The sequence below is a fragment of the Seinonella peptonophila genome, from assembly GCF_900129355.1.
GTDB lineage: Bacteria > Bacillota > Bacilli > Thermoactinomycetales > Thermoactinomycetaceae > Seinonella > Seinonella peptonophila.
On the sequence record NZ_FQVL01000001.1, the window covers coordinates 58458 to 76578 of the forward strand.

Below are 18121 nucleotides of genomic sequence, written 5' to 3' on the forward strand. Positions count from 1 at the left end.
CCAATGAATAATGGAAAAAGAGCGATGTAACCTAATTGGTCAACTGTCGCTCTTTTTATTCTGCCCCTATCTAAGATGATATGTTAGTAATCACTTTATCTAGCATTCGTTCAGAATCATATTCTGATACGAGAAGGCTGAATAACTTTAAGTTAGTGTACTTATCTTCTTCGATTCTCCTGGCTTCGCGCTTGATACCCTCGCATTTAAGACCAAGTGAGGTTACTAGTTTCTCAGCTGCTGAATCTTGAAGGACCTCTATTTCGACTCGGTGATACTGAAGTATTTTAAAGCAGTACTCGATGAGTAGATAAATGGCCTCAGAGGCATATTTTTTACCTGAGTACTTTTGTCCGATAAGGATATAGCAGATTTCACCGACTCGATTATGGTGATTCGTTATTTTGAGAGATATCGTTCCAATAATATTTTCGTGGTCGATTATTATATATGGAAGTTGACGCAGTATAGCCTTCTTAACGAACTCCTCTAGATCTTTTTCTGAACGGGGTACTCTAGAGTTGTGGCGATGATTCCAAATTTCAGGAGAATTTAGAGCTCGCCACAGCGCAGGTACATGTGACTGATTTAAAGGTTCTAGCCTTATCCGGGGGCCTTGTATCGTATTTTCCACTGTGATTCTTTCGATCAGGTTTCTGTGGTGGCTTCAAGACACTGTCTTGAACTAATCTAGATGTTCTCTCTAGATTAGAAAATCCTTTAATAACACAATATAACATGTTACTATTTAGTAACATGTTATATTGTGTTATTTTGTTGAAAAAAACTTTACCTAATTAACGTTATTCAAAAGTAAAAATTAGATACAAAGATAGTTGAGTAGAAAAGCATTTAAATAAATTCTTCTTAATCCTGAATCTGCTCTATCCGCTTTTCGATTTTTGCTTGAATGGGTTGAGGTAGGTGTTGAATATATGCTATTAAAGCGTGCAAATCTACTGATCCTGTCTTTCGTTTTTTACCAGCTAATGCAATAGAAAAATGATCTCCACCTTCTGCTAGGAAAGAATTCATTGTGACAGTATAGAGATAATTGGGTTGGATCGCATCGCCGTCTGTCTTTTTAAGATTTAGAATATGAAATTGCCCAAGTGTGTTCTTTCTCCATTGGTAAGTAAGTCCTGAGCTTTTTAAGATTTGCTTTTTAGTAGGATTTTGAAATTGTTGTTCAAGTAGTTGTAAAATTTGCTTTCCGGTAAGCTCCATTTTAATCAAATGGTTTCCGAATGGTTGGACAGTATATAAATCTCCCCATGTGATGGATCCTGCGCGTAAGCTAGCACGAATTCCGCCAGGATTTACAAAAGCAAAATCAGATTTCATTGCCCAACGATGCGCATCAGCGACCAAGTTGCCCAATGCTGATTCACCTGCTTCATTTTCTTGACGGGAAATCTCAGCTTTACTTTGTCCGATTTTTTGGGAGATGATCGGATTTACTTTTTGTTCAACTTTTGCTACGAATTGTTTCATTTTTGTATCTGGTTTTGTATTAGTATGAAAGGTAGGAATGATCTTAGCATGTTTACTTATGACTTCTTTGCTTCTTTGATCAATAAGAAGCTTAACAGAAGCGAATGCAGTTCCATAACTTCTAGCTTCTATGATTAATTTGTTAGCTACTATGCCATTTAATTCGGTGTGTGAGTGACCAGCTAGAATTACGTCTACCTCTGGATCGATTTTTTTGGCAATTGTAGTAATAGGTCCAATGATTTGATGAGTTTTCTGATTTTGTTGACCACCTTCATGTGCTAACACAATAATTGTTTTGACACCTCGTTTTCGCAGTATCTTAACTTGTCGATTGATTGCTTCTGACTCATCCGTAAATACGAGCTGTTTAATTCCGCTTGCTTTTACCAGGTTTACTGTATCTTTTGTTACCACACCGATAAATCCTACGGGAATTCCGCTTTTCCACCTTATCAAAAAAGGAATAAATACTGGTTTTCTAGTCTTTTTATCTAAAACATTGGCAACCAAATAGGGGAATGAAGCACCTGAGAAATATCCAGTTGAAGGATGGTAGCCACCGTTGATCAGACGTTTGAGCTCATCAATTCCTTCATCAAATTCATGATTACCTACTGTTGCTAGGTCAACATGCAGTTGATTCGCCATTTCAATAGACGGTTCATCCTGTAATAACGCCGAAATCGGAGGGCTTGCACCAACCAGATCTCCAACATGTACAAGAAAGCTATTTTTAATACGATATTGTTTTAAATAACTGGCTAAGATAGAGGCGCTCCCAATAGGCTGTTGATTGATGTAATCAGTATAGTTTAATTGACCATGAAAATCATTCATGCTTAGGATTTGAATAGGTATTGTTTGAGGAGAAGTATGAACAGGTGTTGAGTGAATAAAATACAAGATTAACAGAAATGAAGAAATAATAACGAAAATGTTTCCATATTTATAGTTAACTGACAACAAACGCACCTCCCTCTTTAATATTATACATTAAATTCAATATATTTTGTATATTATGGAAAGCCATCTACCTAAGAGAGATGGCTTGTACAAGATTGCGAGCGGGAAAATTTCTAGCTTTAGTTATGGGGATGAAAGCAAGCGTCAGGCGAAGGAGGGTCTCAATCCTCTTTCAAGCATGTCCATCTTTTGCTCTCTTTTTTTGTCCTTTTGTAAATACCTTTGGTGAAAAAGTAAAAGCTCTCAAGTACTTTAGAAAGTATGAGATACGATTAGCCAAAGCACAGGGAATCCTGTCCAGACGCACCAAAGATGGGGCGAATTGGCATCAGGCACGAATCAAAGTCGCTCGGATTCATGAAAAGATCACCAATGCACGTCATGACTTTCTTCATAAGCTGTCTACCAAGCTGATACGCGAAAACCAAGTCATCAGCACGGAAGATTTGCAAGTGAAAATATGGTCAAGAATCACCATGTACTAAATCCATTACTGATGCTAGTCTGAGCTTGGTTCATTTCTCTCAGTAGCGAGAGAATACCCAAGAATCTCCCGTATTCATGCGTGGGGAGTGGTCAAGGAATTCCGATAAATTGTTGTGTCCAATAAGTCCCATAAGTTCCACCACCATCAACATAACCCACACCAATATGAGTATAGTCAGGGTCAAGAATGTTACGGCGATGTCCTTCACTGTTCATCCATGCATTTATTGTTTCAGCTGGGGTTTGGTATCCTTCAGCAATGTTTTCACCAACCCCATGATAATAGGAAATGCCATGATCATTTACCATTTGTTCCGGTGAACCATATGTAGGTGAATCATGATTAAAGTAGTTATTATCACACATATCCGCTGATTTTTTACGGGCAACAAAAGAGAGGTCTTGATGCGTTTTTAGTGGTTTAAGTCCGTTTTTTTTGCGTTCTTCATTCACTAAACGAATCACTTCTTTTTCGTACTCGTTTAGTTGATGGTTTTTAGGTATTGGGTATTTAGAAGCAAATACGCTTTGTTGAAATTGGAAAACAAATAAGAGTGTTAAGAAGACGACTGATGCTGAAAACAAAGATCTTCTACGATGCAACTCGCTTTGATGCATATGTTCACTCCTTTGATGTAAATATAATCAATATTTTAACAAAATAAATCTAATTTGTATATACTATATATTTAAAATATGTGTAATTTTTTACCTATAAAATAGGAATAAAACCATGTTGATATATCCTAAAAGTAAATATATAATTAAATAAATCCGATAGGTTTAGTTTTATATATGATTCTTATCAAGAGAGATGGAGGGATTTGGCCCGATGAAGTCTCAGCAACAGGTTATTTAACACTGTGCTAAATCCAACAAGTTTTCAACTTGGCAGATAAGAAAGGGTAAGAAAAGCCCTCTTAACTTTCCAAGTTAAGAGGGCTTTCATCACTTTTAAAACATATTAAACAGGCCTATTAATTATATATTTGGAGGTTATGTTAATGGAATTTAAAGAACAAGTTCAATTGCTTGGACAGTTACCTAAATTGATCCAAGAACCTTATCAACGATATCGTTCATTTTCAAATGCCATTTGGAATAAAGGCGTGTTAACCGTTGAGGAAAAAGAAGTGATTGCAATTGCTGTTGCGCATTCAACCAAATGTGCTTACTGCATTCGATTTCATACAAGAAAAGCAAAGCATTTGGGGATTTCTATTGAAAAGTTACTAGAAGCGGCAACCATTACTGCATCGATTGAAGCGGCAAGTCCTATTTATTACCGTTATGAAAAATCAGAGCTTGATAGACAAGCATTTCCTCATCACATTGAAACGACAATTCCTTTTATCGATTCGATTGATGATATGGGTCATTTATCCACTCGCATACGAATCCTAATTGCTTTTGCAGTGAACCATCTCGTGCAAATCGAACAGCTTCAAGATCAACTGGTAAATCTAGCAGATGAATCCAATATAGTAGAAGATGAAATAAGGGAAGCGATTTTAGTTGCAGCTGCATTAAAGGCCGGGGGAGCAATCTCACATACTGCTGAGTTAATCAATGAGTATCTAAGTATCGAATCAGGAGTTTAAAATATGCAATCTATTAAGACTTTAATAAATAAATCGTTTGTTGTATGGGTTGTTCCCGTTATTTTTTTAGTCGGATGGCAGCTTTCGGGTTCGTTCGGTTTTCTATCAGCTGAAACATTACCTACTCCTTGGCAAGTGGTAAAAGGGGCAGAACGGTTAATCGTAGATGGGAGTTTGATTCATTACATTTGGATTAGTACAAAACGAGCTTTTATCGGCTTTTTTATCGGTGGATTGATTGGATTTCTACTTGGGTTTATGAATGGCCTATCACGAATCTCTGAAAAATTACTAGATACATCGATTCAAATGGTTCGTACGATTCCACATCTCGCACTCATTCCATTGGTTATCTTATGGTTTGGTATTGGTGAAGAATCAAAGTTATTTTTAGTTGCACTTGGGGTTGCCTTTCCTATTTATTTAAATACTTTTAATGGCATTCGCAATATTGATCCAGGACTTCTTGAAATGGGTAAAGTGTATGGATTAAAAGGAAAGGTACTGTTTTGGCAAGTTATTTTACCAGGTGCATTACCATCTATCCTAGTTGGTGTTCGTTATGCACTAGGTGTGATGTGGATGTCTTTGATTGTGGCGGAAACGATTGCTTCAGACTCAGGAATTGGATATATGGCTACTTCAGCACGAGAGTTTATGCAGATGGATATTGTGATTTTGAGCATTTTGCTCTATGCATTTCTGGGTAAACTATCTGATTTTTTAGCAGGACTGTTAGAAAAGAGATGGCTAAAGTGGCATCCTAATTTTTCTAGATCAAAATAAATAAGGAGCAACCAAAGATGAAAGGTATTCCAGTACAGATTGATCAGGTGAAAAAAAGCTTTCAATCACTGGAAGTTTTGAAAAGGATTGATTTAAGCTTACGATCAGGTGAGTTTTTAGCAGTTGTTGGAAGAAGTGGGTGTGGAAAAAGTACATTGCTTCGATTAATTGCTGGATTAGAGCAGATGAGTGCTGGGGAGATTTACATCAACCAAGAGCCAATTACTGGGACTCATCCGGATTTACGAATGATGTTTCAAGATGCTCGATTACTACCTTGGAAAACGGTGATCAAAAATGTGCAAATTGGTCTTAGAACGAAAGAGACTACAATAGCAGAAAAGGCGTTAGAAATGGTGGGGCTTACTGATAAATTTGACCAATGGCCAAGTAGTCTTTCTGGCGGACAGCGTCAACGGGTGGCTCTTGCACGTGCCTTGGCAGGACAACCAAAATTACTATTATTAGATGAGCCTTTGGGTGCGCTTGACGCACTCACAAGGATTGAAATGCAACAATTAATCGAAGATTTGTGGTCAAAGCAGCAGTTTACAGCGATTTTAGTTACTCATGATGTAAGCGAGGCAGTAATGCTTGCAGATCGTGTGATTGTAATTGAAGCAGGAAAGATTACGTTTGATCAAAAAATAGAGCTTGCTCGACCGAGGGAGAGAAATAATGACTTTGTCTACTATGAGCAGATGATCTTAGATCAATTGATTAAAAAATCTCGTCGTACCCATTATGAAATAGAATTTACCGTTTAAATCAGTAGATGGAGGCAAAAAGATGAAAAACAAGTGGTTAATTTTGTTGATAACAGTGGCGGGAATGATTAGTTTGTTACTCGGATGTGGTAAAGAAGAAAGTAAAGGTCCGATAACGGAAATTCGCATTGGTTTTCAAAAAGGGAATACTTTAAATATCTTAAAGGCTAGAGGGACGCTTGAAAAAAAGCTGTCACAGCAAGGCATTAAAGTGAAATGGTCTCCCTTTCCGATGGGATCTGTCTTATTAGAAGCGTTAAATGCAGGAAGTATTGATTTTGGTCATGCGTCGGATGGAAATAGCGTGTTTGCTCAAGCTGGAGGTAAACCAATTGTCTATGTTGCTGCGGAATCTCCATATCCTAAAGGTGTTGCAATCGTTGTACCAAAGAACTCGCCTATCCAAACGATTAAAGATTTAAAAGGGAAGAAAGTAGCTGTATCCAAAGGAGGGAATCAACACTATCTCTTGGTAAAGGCACTAGAAAAAGAGGGATTATCATTTTCAGATATTCAGCCAGTCTATTATAAAGATGCGGCAGAGGCTCGCGCAGCTTTTGATTCAAAGCAGATTGATGCTTTAGGTCTCTGGGACCCATATCTAGCTGTTTTAGAGAATGAAGTACAGGTTCGCTATTTGACAGATGGACAAGGTTTGACAGAAAACCGCACCTATTATTTTGCCTCTAAAACTTTTGCTAAAGAGCATCCAGAATTGATTAAAACGATATTAGAAGAGTTAAACCAGGCAGATCAATGGGCGAATAGCCATCCAACAGAAGTTGCCTCTATTTTATCGAAAGAACTTAAAATAGATCAGAAAGCGCTTGAAGTAGCAAGTAAAAGAAGAGAATATGGGGTGCAGAGGATTGACGATCAAGTAATCAAGGTGCAACAAGAACTAGCAGATACTTTTTATCAATTGAAGTTGATTCCAAAAGGAATTCAAATTAACTCTGTAATCGAGCAGAAACCAAAATGGCTTCCTGACAATATAAAATAACTATGGTGTAGAGATGCAGCTTGTCTATTTGATAAGCTGCATTTGTTTTGCATTAAGTTTCATTCATCATGTTAAAATGAATGATAACTTTCTTGATAACAAAAAGGAGTCGTGGATGAACTCAACATTATTCTCGGTGTTATTACAAACGACACTTCCAATTTGTATTGCTACATTTATAGGTTATCTGTTGCAACGCTTTCAAAAGATTGATACGAAAAATTTAACCTTTGTAAGTCTCTATGTCCTTGCCCCATGTTTAGTTTTTGCCTCCTTGACAGGGGCTGAGTCCAAAGTTGATATATTGTCTGATTTAGTCTTATTCACATTTCTTCATACAGTTACTTGCTGGTTAAGTGCCTATATAATTGGGAGGCTATTTCATTATTCATCAGAAAAACAATCATCTTTCACATTAACAATGCTCTTTGGTAATGTAAGTAACTATGGGCTTCCTTTTCTCATGTTAACATATGGAATGACGGGTTTTACTTGGGGAGCAGGATATGTAGTGGGTCAGATGATTTTAGTCAATACACTTGGAATCTATATTGCATCACGAGCAAAAGTGAGAGTGATGAAAGCTTTTTTAGCTGTTTTTCGAATGCCAATTATTTATGCCTGTATATTTGGGTTGATCATTTATTGGCTACATATCAAATTACCAACTTCTATTATATCTTCGTTAAAGCTTTTAGGAAACGCTTATCCTGCGATTGTATTATTCATCTTAGGTGCACAGTTTAGTCGCTTGAATCGAAAAATGATGGGTGATGTTCAAGTATGGATTGCTGTTTGCTCTCGAGTACTTTTGGTTCCCTTACTAGCATATCTATCAATTCAGCTTTTGCACATACATGGTATGCTTGCCTCCATTTTGCTAGTACAAGCAGGCATGCCAGCAGCTGTGAATACAGTATTACTTACAGAACGATTTGATGGAGATCAAAAATGGGTCGCTACTATAGTAGGCATTACAACACTGATTAGCTTTGTTACTTTACCCTTACTCGTAGTTATAAGTCAAGGGATTTGAAACTTGTGAGTAAGTATAGAATAGAGATTTGTAGATAAAAGACTTTAAAATCAGAAGAATATTCAATGTCTAATTATAGGATTGATATAATAGTTGAAAATCGTTAGGGGTGAATGGAATTTGAGTCAACCATCAAATGGACGAGTATTTTTAGCTTGGGCGAAAATTTGTGCAGAAAAAGAGTTAACAGGTGATGATCTACAGGCAATTCGATCGAATGAAGATTTCTTTACTGGTGATAGGAGAGAGGTTGCTGAAAAATTGGAGGTTCTTGACCAAATACTTCGAAGAAATGAATTTGAACAAATTGTCCCTGATTGGCAAGACGAACGTAGCGATCCAATGATTTATGAAGATATGTATGTTGAAATTGCAAAGATATTATCAAAACAGCCAACAATAAAATATCCAGATAGTAGTTCTCTTCAAAGATGGAGCACACCAGAACAGATGATGAGAGCGGCAATGTCACATTTAACACAAAAAGCTAGAAAAGTTCATCCAAAACAATCAGAGCAAACTTATATGCCAAATGCAGTGAAGAATTGGCATGCATATTGTTGGCAAAGCTCAATAGATGAAAATCAACTTAGCGAAGTTGATCAATATCTTCGAAGCATTTTTGAACTAACTGAAGAAATTAAAAATGATTCCCAGAAAGAACCCAAGCCTGAGCAATGGGCCCGCTTAACTTATCGTTTACAATCGCTTACCATGAGTTCTCAACGTATCAATTATTCTCACGAGAATAATCAGTTCGATGATACAATATTAGCACAAACTAGACAATGGCTAGAGAGAACAGAGGAAGCTTTTCTGGGAGATCGATTTATTGGAAATATGCCTAATGATTCACAAAATATAACAACTAATCTAATAAGCACACTAAGAGAAATGGAAAGTATATATCGTGGTCATCGTGTCGCTCGTATATCTGATAACATTTTAGATGGTTCGGTAGGACAAGCTTCTAATGACCATGTAACCTGCTTAAGCTGGGCACTAATGCTAAGAGGTAAGAGGTTAACAAAAGATGAGGCAAAATCTATTCTTGATCGTCCGGATTTTTTTCAGACGGGGAGTCGAGTTGAAACAATAGAAAAGCTACAGATCATTGATCGACTAAAGCGTGATTTATCTTTTTTTCCAGCATCAAACCAGCCTTTGGATGTGAAGCTATATGAAGACCTATACCAACATCTTTTTCTAATGAGGGATGGATTAAAAGAGTCCATTAATGATTGGTATCATAATCCAACTTATGAATCCTTACCTTGGTCAGATCCATCTAAACTTTGCGGAGAAGCAATGTACCATATTATCCAACATGTTGACCGATCTTTAATGCAAGATCAAACATTTCCTACACAGTTAAGCCATCTACAGGCTTGGAATCTAATCAGAAATGGAAAAGAAGTTTCAATAGAGGAGATAGAGAAGCTAGATCAGTTTTTTACTGAACTTCAAACAAACCATACTAGAGCTGAAGAAAATAATGATATAAAACTAAAAGGTTTAGTGAAGTTTCACGCTGCTTACTTACACGAACCGAAAGATCCACAACTAGGTTCAGAGGATCATCTTTCGCCAAAGGAGATGCTAAACTATTTGCGGAAATGGGAGGATATGTCATTGCCGCCGCGTATTATTGAAGCTATAGGACGTTATGCATCAATCTATCGAGGCCAATCGAGCAAAGAGACTGCGCAAAGTATCTTGGAAACTGCTTTAGGAAGTAAACCGGTTTTAGAATCTCCTATACAAACAAACAATTTCGATCGCGCACTATAGAATAGCTATGATAGGGTTTGTTAATGAATATTGATCGGCAAAAGAGCGTGAAGAATTTTCTTGGTTAATAAAGAGAATTCATCTGACACGCTCTTTGATGTATGCTTTTAACGATCAATAATTTAGTGATAAATCAGGATTAGGAGTGTCTTATAAATGTTATTTTCAGACCAGATCGTAAAAAGAATTCAAGCAACATCGATTGAAAGGGAGAAGCAAGGGGAACTATCACCAGACATACTGAAGTTGATTTATCAAAAGAGGTTATTTAAGTTATTTGTACCCACTACGTTAGATGGGGTCATGTCACCTTTTATCGAAGCCATTCATATATTTGAAGAAGCGGCACAGATCGATGGAAGTTTGGGTTGGATGATAGCAATTGGTTCTGGTGGAGGTTTTTTCGTTCCATTTATGGAACCCGAAGTAAGTAGACAAGTATATCAAAAAGAAACAGCATTAATTGCTGGAAGCGGGGCTCCAAGTGGTACTGCTTATCCACAAGATGGAGGGTATTTGGTTACAGGAGAATGGAAGTATTGTAGTGGTGCTACTTATGCGACCACTTTTACAGCAAATTGTAAGGTCATGCAAGGAAAAAAAGAAGAAGTTCTAGCTGTGATATTACAGCCTGAGCAAGTACGTGTAAAACGAGACTGGAATGCAATTGGATTGAAAGCAACAGGGAGCCATAGCATCTTAGTCGATCAAGTATTTGTACCAGCAGCGTTGACTTTTCAATTGACACAGCCCAAAGCATTTCTTGATGAATTCATCTATCAATATCCATTTCAAACATTTGCCGAAGTATCATTTGCTGCAGTTGTTTTGGGAATTGGTCAACGTTTCCTTGATAAAGTAAAGCAATTTCTTAACCAGAAACAAGAAGTATGGAATATAATGAATCAACAAAAATATTCTGTTATCCTAACTAAAATAAATGAGCACGTAAGTCGATTTGACCAATGTCGTGCTGAATTTTATAGCATAGTTAGTGGATCTTGGGATCAGTTTGTGCAAGAAGGCCACTTAACCCGATCAGAACAGCATCAGGTTACCACTTGTTGTAAGAAGTTGACGAAGTGGATGCTATCAATCGGGATGGAGTTACTACCTTTATTTGGCTTATCTGCTGTAATGGAAGATACATTATTAAATCAGGCATGGAGAGATTTGCTAACAGCTAGCCAACATACCTTACTCCAACCCATTTGACAGTTAAAGATGACTATATCAATTTGGGTGAGACAGATATTCTCTGCGTATTTTTCGTGTTAAAATATCTGCTTGTCTTGTTATCTCAGGAATGCGACTCGTTTTACCAACCAATTGCATCGAAAGATGTATAGACGAATCAAGGTCAATAAGATTCCCTACTGAGATATAAACTGGTTTGACATTGGGCTGAGTTCGTAAGGAAGCACCGATCATTTCATCTTGTTCATAAATGAAGGTATACGAGCCTCTCTGCGGATCGGGTTCTAGATAATGACCAATAAATGGAGTTTTCGCAATCCCAACCGTTGGTTTCTCAAGGAAAAAGCTAGCATGGGTAGCAATTCCAACACGATTAGGGTGAAGAATACCATTTCCGTCAAAAAAGACGATCTCTGGTTCAATGGTAACCTTTTTCCAAGCAGTTAAAATCAAGGGAAGTTCTCGAAAGGCAAGCAGCCCAGGGATATATTCCTGTGTAACTTGATCTATTTGCCAAACCTGCTCTACTACTTGCATACTTTTGAAATCCATTACAATAATCACAGCAATACCCATCTGTTGATGATAGGCAACATCTACTCCTGCGACAAAAGTTGGTGTTCCGTGATAGGGGGCAATTTCAATTTTCTGTTGTAATTCTCTTTGTTTGTTTTTCATTTCAGGGATCGAAAGAGAAAACGAGTGTACATGATTAACTTTCATAAGATGCCACACCTTAGCATGAAATAAAATGATTTCAATCAATCATATTTATCATTTAAAAAGAAAAGTACAATTTATAACATTTTATCATAATACAGTGAAGAAGATGATTTGCTTTGAAGAAAATTTGTATTTTAGGCTCTCCTGGTGCAGCCATAGAATTATTATTAAAACAAATAAATAGAGAAAAACCATAGCCTCTTGTTAATGATGAAAGGGCTATGGTTTTTTTACTAATTAAAAAGTTGAAATAGGTTTACAATGAGTGGCCAAAGGTCGGTATTACCCAAGAAATTAAATGCAAAAGCAATTAACGCGATTACGATTACGATCAGGATTATGATTGCAATACAACCAAATGTAAAAATTTTACCCAATTGTATCTCCTCCTCCTCACTATCATAAACGATTTGTATATGAAAATGAATGATGCAAAGAGAGTTGTTTTCCTGTACCCTTAAAGAATCGGAGTGATAATCTGTGCTGTAACCATTCGGTACCTAATGCCAAAGAATGTGATGAAAGGGCTGTTAACAACAATGATACAAACAGCGAGAATAGAGATGTTGGATGGCCTGGTATTGGAACTGCGTGGGGAACTCGCAGAAGATACATATAAACAAATGAAGAATGTAAACCAATCTTTTCTTACAATTGAACATAATCAACGGATTACAATGATTTCTAAACAAAATATATTATATATACATTTTGTTAGAGCAACAGAAGTAGAAGAAATTGAACGGAAAATTAATGAAAAATGGCAGCTAATTTTTGATGAAATTAAATTGGAGGAGAAGGTTGATCCTCAAAGTGAGATTGAATGGTTTGCAGAAGGATTAAAAACATACATTCGATTGGGTGAAGGAGAGTGGGAATTGATTTCTGAAGATCCAAAAGTAGCAAAATGGATGTTTGAAATTGACCAACTGGATGAGAAAATGGAGAGACTAAAAGAGAAAGAAGATAAAGATGATTTATCTTAAACAAGTTTGCTGCACAAACAACGAGTTGAAGTTCATGAACTTCAACTGAATAGGGGAGTCGACATGAGTTTAATTGATTTGGTTGAGCAATTATTTAAGCAATATGGTTACTTTGTGTTGTTGATCGGGTTACCACTTGATGCAATTGCTCTTCCCATTCCCCCTGGAAATACGACTTTAACGTATACAGGTTATCTAGCGTATAAAGGAGTATTTGATTGGTTGCCTGCAATAGTTGCCGCTTATTTTGGATCAATTATTGGCATGACAATCACATATTGGATTGGATATACGATTGGCTTACCGATTGTGGAGCGTTATGGAAAATGGATATTTATAAAACCAGCGACGCTTGAAAGAACGAGAAATGCATATCATAAACATGGAAATAAACTCTTTTTAATCAGTTATTTTTCGCCTGGTATTCGCCAATTTATTGGTTATTTTGTTGGGATCATTCGTGTTCCATTTTCTACATTTGCGTTGTACGCATATACTGGTGCAGGAATTTGGGTAACGTTCTTTTTTTTAATTGGCTATCTATTTGGACCACAATGGCAACAGGTTTTTCTTCTGATTGAACAGTATTTAAAATATATTTTTATTGGTATTGGATTGCTGTTAGTGGGATTGATTAGCTGGCGTCTATACATTTGGTTAAAGCAGCGTTCGAACAAGTTAGATCGAGAGTCAGGTTCATGAAGTAAGTTTGACGATGTTGTTTATTTTTTTGACGAATACAAATTTGGAATGCTTTAATAGAAAATGAGGTAACTCCCCCTTATTGGGAATGCGATTTTCCATAGGCGTAAATGACGCTGAGGAATTCATTGCAAGATGAAGCTGCCCACAGCTTTTTGCGTTGTGGGATCCACTCAGACATTCCGTATGAGATAAAGAGAGGTGTCATGACGAATCCACCGACTCCGCTTACATCTTCAATCGACAAGCAAACTGGCTATATTGTCCTGACTACAAGAGACGGGATGAAACTACGTTTCCAAATCCCGAAGGGAGTCAATGCCTCCATACAACGGTCAGCTTCTGAATCGGTCGTCTACTTCGATGGAAAAGAGGCGATCAAAGTTAAGGCAGAAGGCAAGTTTCAGCTACTCGATCCATGTCTCGAATCGTTCGAGATGAGCCTTCCAGCTGAAGTCGACAAATGGAGGGACTGTACTGGACTTCCAGGAGCCTGGTGCTGGCTTTCTGTAATGCCGACAGGCACCGCTCGAATCATCAGTAGTCCACCTAACGGTCGTACCAAGCGAGTTCGTCGACGCAATGGGGATAGGCTAAATCGTTCTGTGTGACGTTTAGAACCAAGTCATCCCAATTCAAGATGGCGCCAAGGAATCAAGCTACCCCGGTTCTCTCTTAAAATGAGGACTGGGGTGGCTTTTATTTGTTATATATAAAATTATATACATAACAAATAAATTTATATTATAATTCGTCTATGCTTTTATTTTTGTCTGTCGAAATTGGAATCTATTTTCATGTTTTTGAAGATATTAAAACCGATCTTTTAAATGTATTGAGGGGGAAAAAGAATGTTGCATCTATGGCGTAAAAAATTTGTTGTTTTATCGCTATTGATCCTAGCATTTGTATCAATTACTGCTTGTGCAGGAACAAAGAGTTCCACAAATAAAGAACTAGTAGTTAGCTCTTTTGGTGGGAAGTATGATGAGGTTTTTACTAAGTATGTTGTAAAGCCTTTTGAAGCTAAAAATCCTGGCGTAAAAGTAAAGTTAGCACCTTATACAGGTGTAGCAAAAATGTCACAAGGTGGTAGTAGCTCTCTTGATGTTGTTCAGCTAGATGATTTTGATATTATTGAGGCTGCGAATAAAGGCTTGTTACAATCATTGAAAAAAGATGAGTTTTCAACCTGGGGTCAGCTTTATCCACAAGCATTTTTAAATGACAAATCAGGGAAAACATATGGTTTAACAAATGTTTTTGGCGCATGGGGGATTGCATATAATCCACAAAAAGTGAAGAAACCTACTTCCTGGAATGATCTTTGGAACCCTACGATAAAAGGGAAAGTCGCAATGATGAGCCAATGGATTCCTGATCTGTTAATGACACAAAAAGCAACGCATGCGTCCAATGAAAATATGCAACCAGTGTGGGATGCTTTTAAAAAGCTGTCAGTCGCACAATATTATCAGTCGTTTTCAGCTCCGGAAGCGCTCTTTAAAACAAACGGCATTGTAATGGCATCATGGTTTGATGGAAGAACTTATACATTGAAACAATCAGGGACACCTATCGATTTTGTTATTCCCAAAGAAGGAGGAATCTTAATTCGAAGCGGGATGGGGGTTGTAAAGAAAAGTAAGAATCAAGCATTAGCGAAAAAATTGATCGATTTTGCAATGAATCCAGATGCACAAAAAGGATTTGCAAAAGAGTTATATTATGGACCTACAAATTCAAGTGTTAAGTTAGAAGGAAATATACAACAACAAGTCGTCTACGGAAAAGATAAAGTAAATCAATTAATTACACCTGATTGGAATACAATTTTTCCAAAGCGAGAGGAATGGTTACAAAAATGGCAAGAAGCAACAGCAAAATAGAGATAGCCATTTCTTTAGATTCCATTGTGAAAGAGTATCAAGGAGAGAGAGTGATTGATCAGGTAGGTTTTCAACTTCAAGAAGGTGAATTTTTGTCATTGTTGGGACCTAGCGGCTCTGGTAAGACCACCATTCTACGAATTGTAGCAGGGTTAGTGAAACCTGATTCAGGAAGTATTATCTTGAAAGGGAAAAATATCGAACATATTCCACCGCATTTACGAAATATGGGCATGGTTTTTCAACAATATGCCCTTTTCCCGCATCTAACCGTTTATGAAAATGTTGCCTATGGTCTAAAAGCACGTAGACTGGAGAAAAAAGTAATGAAAGAACGTGTTAGTAAATATTTAGAATTGGTTGATTTATTGCCATTCGCCAAGCGTAAACCAAAAGAATTATCTGGTGGGCAGCAACAAAGGGTTAGTTTGGCAAGGGCTTTGGCGACGGAACCCATTTTATTGTTATTTGATGAACCGCTTTCCAATCTTGATGCAAGATTAAAAGAGCAGATGTTACATGAAATTCATACACTACATCGCACTTTAGGTTTCACTGCGATATACGTCACACATGATCAAAATGAAGCGCTCTATTTGTCAGATAAGATTGCAGTATTAAATCATGGAAAGATCGAACAATTTGCCAGTCCTGAGAAGATTTTACAGCATCCTAAGACACCTTTTGTGGCAGACTTTTTTGGCTATGTGAATCGTTTGGAAGATGCTATTTTACAAGACAATAATACAGCAACTGTGGGTCAAATCAATGTTCCGATTGGTCATCAGGGAATCAATTCGTTAGCAGGTAAAAAGGGACAGCTTTTCATTCGTCCAAACGCGATTCAAGTAGCTGAATATCAACAAACTTTGGTAAAAGACAAAGGAAATTTACCTGCTGTGGTGCTGGATGCTCGTTATCGGGGGGGGGAGACTGAGGTACAAATTCAGCTGGTCAATGAAGCAGTTAACTTAACGGCAGTGATTCCGAAGATGATTGTCCCTTCTCCTAAGCAAGGAGAGCAGATCTCCATCGTTTTTGATTCTTCAGGGATCTGTTTTTTCCCAGGAGATGATTCTGATGAATAGAATGACACGGCTATATACAGGTATGGGCTTTATCGCTATTTTGTATTTGTTTTGTTTTTTTTTATATCCCTTATTAAAGGTGTTCTATACAAGTTTGTGGATTAATGATCAATTTACCTTTGATAATTACATCAAAATTTTAACGACTAGTATTTACACTCAAGTACTCATGAAGACTCTGTCAGTTGCAGTAATCAGTACTGTGATTGCATTAGGATTAGGATATTTGATGGCTTATTTTATCGTGACACGTAGACCTGAGCGTCAAGGGATTTGGTTATTAATCGTGGTTTCTTCAATGTTTATGAGCTTAACAGTTCGCCTTTACGGATGGCTGATCATTTTAGGAGAGAATAGTCCGATTCTGAAAGCTCTTACATCGTTGTTTGGAAAGATTCAACTTTTATTTTCCGAAAAAGCTATTGTGGTTGGGATTGTTCATTTTATTTTACCTTTTGTTACTCTGACCATTTATACCTCCTTGAAGAAGATTGAACCATCGTTGCTAGAGGCCTCCAATATGTTAGGTGCTTCACCACTTCGTACATTTTGGCGTATTACGTTCCCTTTGTCACTCCCAGGAATTTATGCAGGTGGCTCTATTGCTTTTGCGTTATCTGCAAGTACTTTTTTGGTGCCCATTATGCTAGGTGGTGGACCAAAGAATTATTTGATTGCAAACATTGCTTACGATTTGATTGTTACTGTTGGAAATCTCGATATGGGTGCAGCCCTTTCATTTGTATTATTTGTGATGGTTATCTTGATCCTTTCTATCTTTAACCTACTAGAAAGGAGGGGACAACATGCTCCAAGGAAAATGGACTAATGGGATTATATATTTCTTAGTGTTTTTATTAATTTTGTTTATTTTGAGTCCATTAATTGTAATCTTGCCCATTTCTTTTAGTAACTCAGATATGTTCCAATTTCCACCTGATTCATTTTCACTAGAACGTTATCAAACCTTATTTCAAGATGAACAAGCACTTTCATCAATTTGGTTGAGTCTTTATATTGGACTCGTATCAACGGTATTGGCAACTCTGCTGGGGCTGCTAGCAGGATTGGGTGTAGTGCGTGGTCGATTTCCTTTTCGTAGTTTGTTGGAATCTTTCTTTCTAGGCCCACTGATTGTGCCTTTAGTCACAACTGGAATTGGATTATTGATCTTTTTTGCTCCACTTGGGATGACTGGCTCGTCGATTGGGATCATTTTGGCTCATTCAGTCATTATATCTCCCTATATCACACGTATCTTAATAGCCAGTTTGAGGCAATTTAATGTAAGTCAAGAAGAAGCTGCGATTGTTCATGGTGCTACTCCTTGGTATGCTTTTCGGACGATTGTTATCCCTCAATTACTTCCGGCGATATTGTCTGGAGCGATTTTAGCGTTTTTGGTTTCTATTGATGAGTATACAGTCACCGTTTTTCTTGCCAATGCTGATACGATTACAATACCCATTCGAATCTATCAATTTGTTTCAATGGATATTAATCCGGTTGTTACAGCATTAGCAGGTTTGATCGTCATTTGTTCTTTTGGATTGATTGCTTTATTAGAGTGGAAATGGAAAATCCATCGGTACCTAGAAATGTAGAA

Annotated in this window: 20 protein-coding genes and 1 riboswitch; of the genes, 15 read left to right on the forward strand and 5 right to left on the reverse strand. The window is 37.2% G+C overall.

What is annotated here, in order from left to right:
- Nucleotides 1-70 precede the first annotated feature (70 nt).
- Entirely contained in the window at nucleotides 71-634 is a 564-nt protein-coding gene (locus tag BUB71_RS20320) for a GNAT family N-acetyltransferase (protein WP_073150125.1), read from the reverse strand.
- A 233-nt stretch (nucleotides 635-867) separates the two neighbouring features.
- The gene (locus tag BUB71_RS00290) at nucleotides 868-2460 is read right to left on the reverse strand and encodes a bifunctional metallophosphatase/5'-nucleotidase (protein ID WP_073150128.1); all 1593 of its coding nucleotides are present in this window, start codon (nucleotides 2458-2460) and stop codon (nucleotides 868-870) included.
- 80 nt (nucleotides 2461-2540) lie between these two features.
- Here BUB71_RS00290 and BUB71_RS19920 point away from each other — a divergent pair, with 80 nt between their 5' ends.
- Nucleotides 2541-2945 (forward strand): transposase, encoded by a 405-nt coding sequence (locus BUB71_RS19920; protein ID WP_245815478.1) that lies wholly within the window; start codon nucleotides 2541-2543, stop codon nucleotides 2943-2945.
- A gap of 91 nt (nucleotides 2946-3036) precedes the next feature.
- Here BUB71_RS19920 and BUB71_RS00300 read toward each other — a convergent pair whose 3' ends face one another.
- Nucleotides 3037-3564 carry a CAP domain-containing protein gene (locus BUB71_RS00300; RefSeq protein ID WP_073150133.1) on the reverse strand — a complete coding sequence of 176 codons (528 nt, stop codon included), beginning with the start codon at nucleotides 3562-3564 and terminating at the stop codon, nucleotides 3037-3039.
- A 181-nt stretch (nucleotides 3565-3745) separates the two neighbouring features.
- Nucleotides 3746-3848, forward strand: a riboswitch (SAM riboswitch).
- 102 nt (nucleotides 3849-3950) lie between these two features.
- On the opposite strand from BUB71_RS00300, the gene BUB71_RS00305 reads away from it, so the two are divergent.
- From BUB71_RS00305 to BUB71_RS00335, 7 genes are all read left to right on the forward strand, one after another.
- A complete protein-coding gene (locus BUB71_RS00305) occupies nucleotides 3951-4547 on the forward strand; it encodes a carboxymuconolactone decarboxylase family protein (protein ID WP_073150138.1) in 597 nt (198 codons plus the stop codon).
- A gap of 3 nt (nucleotides 4548-4550) precedes the next feature.
- Nucleotides 4551-5333, forward strand: a complete 783-nt coding sequence (locus tag BUB71_RS00310; RefSeq protein WP_073150143.1) for an ABC transporter permease subunit — start codon at nucleotides 4551-4553, stop codon at nucleotides 5331-5333.
- 17 nt (nucleotides 5334-5350) lie between these two features.
- Nucleotides 5351-6100 (forward strand): ATP-binding cassette domain-containing protein, encoded by a 750-nt coding sequence (locus BUB71_RS00315; protein WP_073150146.1) that lies wholly within the window; start codon nucleotides 5351-5353, stop codon nucleotides 6098-6100.
- Between the two features lie 22 nt (nucleotides 6101-6122).
- Complete coding sequence (locus tag BUB71_RS00320; protein WP_073150150.1) at nucleotides 6123-7103, forward strand: sulfonate ABC transporter substrate-binding protein; 981 nt, start codon at nucleotides 6123-6125, stop codon at nucleotides 7101-7103.
- 115 nt (nucleotides 7104-7218) lie between these two features.
- Nucleotides 7219-8139, forward strand: a complete 921-nt coding sequence (locus tag BUB71_RS00325) for an AEC family transporter (RefSeq protein WP_073150153.1) — start codon at nucleotides 7219-7221, stop codon at nucleotides 8137-8139.
- Between the two features lie 120 nt (nucleotides 8140-8259).
- Nucleotides 8260-9930 carry a hypothetical protein gene (locus tag BUB71_RS00330; protein ID WP_073150156.1) on the forward strand — a complete coding sequence of 557 codons (1671 nt, stop codon included), beginning with the start codon at nucleotides 8260-8262 and terminating at the stop codon, nucleotides 9928-9930.
- Nucleotides 9931-10086: 156 nt separating this feature from the next.
- Nucleotides 10087-11145, forward strand: coding sequence for an acyl-CoA dehydrogenase family protein (locus BUB71_RS00335; protein ID WP_073150160.1), 1059 nt, complete (start codon nucleotides 10087-10089; stop codon nucleotides 11143-11145).
- An 18-nt stretch (nucleotides 11146-11163) separates the two neighbouring features.
- Here the strand turns inward: BUB71_RS00335 and BUB71_RS00340 are convergent, their stop codons facing one another.
- Together BUB71_RS00340 and BUB71_RS19325 are read right to left on the reverse strand one after the other, a co-directional pair.
- On the reverse strand, nucleotides 11164-11850 hold the full coding sequence (locus BUB71_RS00340) for an endonuclease V (protein ID WP_073150163.1): 687 nt from the start codon (nucleotides 11848-11850) through the stop codon (nucleotides 11164-11166).
- Nucleotides 11851-12083: 233 nt separating this feature from the next.
- Nucleotides 12084-12227, reverse strand: coding sequence for a hypothetical protein (locus tag BUB71_RS19325; RefSeq protein ID WP_175552234.1), 144 nt, complete (start codon nucleotides 12225-12227; stop codon nucleotides 12084-12086).
- A 204-nt stretch (nucleotides 12228-12431) separates the two neighbouring features.
- On the opposite strand from BUB71_RS19325, the gene BUB71_RS00345 reads away from it, so the two are divergent.
- From BUB71_RS00345 to BUB71_RS00375, 7 genes are all read left to right on the forward strand, one after another.
- Entirely contained in the window at nucleotides 12432-12836 is a 405-nt protein-coding gene (locus tag BUB71_RS00345) for a hypothetical protein (protein ID WP_139278933.1), read from the forward strand.
- Nucleotides 12837-12899: 63 nt separating this feature from the next.
- Nucleotides 12900-13538 (forward strand): DedA family protein, encoded by a 639-nt coding sequence (locus tag BUB71_RS00350; RefSeq protein ID WP_073150171.1) that lies wholly within the window; start codon nucleotides 12900-12902, stop codon nucleotides 13536-13538.
- Nucleotides 13539-13744: 206 nt separating this feature from the next.
- Nucleotides 13745-14149: a hypothetical protein gene (locus BUB71_RS00355; protein ID WP_073150174.1), complete on the forward strand. Its 405-nt coding sequence runs from the start codon at nucleotides 13745-13747 to the stop codon at nucleotides 14147-14149.
- 240 nt (nucleotides 14150-14389) lie between these two features.
- Complete coding sequence (locus BUB71_RS00360; RefSeq protein WP_073150177.1) at nucleotides 14390-15427, forward strand: ABC transporter substrate-binding protein; 1038 nt, start codon at nucleotides 14390-14392, stop codon at nucleotides 15425-15427.
- The gene (locus BUB71_RS00365) at nucleotides 15403-16515 is read left to right on the forward strand and encodes an ABC transporter ATP-binding protein (RefSeq protein ID WP_073150180.1); all 1113 of its coding nucleotides are present in this window, start codon (nucleotides 15403-15405) and stop codon (nucleotides 16513-16515) included. The genes BUB71_RS00360 and BUB71_RS00365 overlap by 25 nt, the downstream gene beginning before the upstream one ends.
- Nucleotides 16508-17344, forward strand: a complete 837-nt coding sequence (locus tag BUB71_RS00370) for an ABC transporter permease (protein ID WP_073150183.1) — start codon at nucleotides 16508-16510, stop codon at nucleotides 17342-17344. Before BUB71_RS00365 ends, BUB71_RS00370 begins: the two co-directional genes overlap by 8 nt.
- On the forward strand, nucleotides 17322-18119 hold the full coding sequence (locus BUB71_RS00375) for an ABC transporter permease (protein ID WP_073150186.1): 798 nt from the start codon (nucleotides 17322-17324) through the stop codon (nucleotides 18117-18119). The genes BUB71_RS00370 and BUB71_RS00375 overlap by 23 nt, the downstream gene beginning before the upstream one ends.
- Nucleotides 18120-18121 lie beyond the last annotated feature (2 nt).